Consider the following 283-nt stretch of genomic DNA (forward strand, 5'->3'; position numbering starts at 1 on the left):
GTATTGTGCCCACTGAAGCGGCGACGGGATATGGTTATATTCAGGCGGGAGCGGAAGTTGATGGTGGCTGTCTGGCTGTACAGCAATTTGTTGAGAAGCCAGATGCAGCAACAGCGCAAACATACTTGGGTGCCGGAAATTATTTCTGGAACAGTGGCATGTTTATGGTGCGGGCTGATCGTTATCTGGAAGAACTGGAGCGCTTCCGTCCGGATATTCATGCTGCCTGTGTGAAAGCGATGTCAGCCACGGCAGAAGATATGGACTTTGTTCGGGTCGATGC

The 283-nt window shown here is 51.6% G+C and carries 1 protein-coding gene; it reads left to right on the forward strand.

What is annotated here, in order from left to right; translation table 11 throughout:
- Positions 1–283: sugar phosphate nucleotidyltransferase (locus Q4563_RS19290; RefSeq protein WP_303605663.1), on the forward strand; the 283-nt coding region annotated here is incomplete at both ends.

The organism is Gilvimarinus sp. 1_MG-2023 (genome assembly GCF_030548285.1).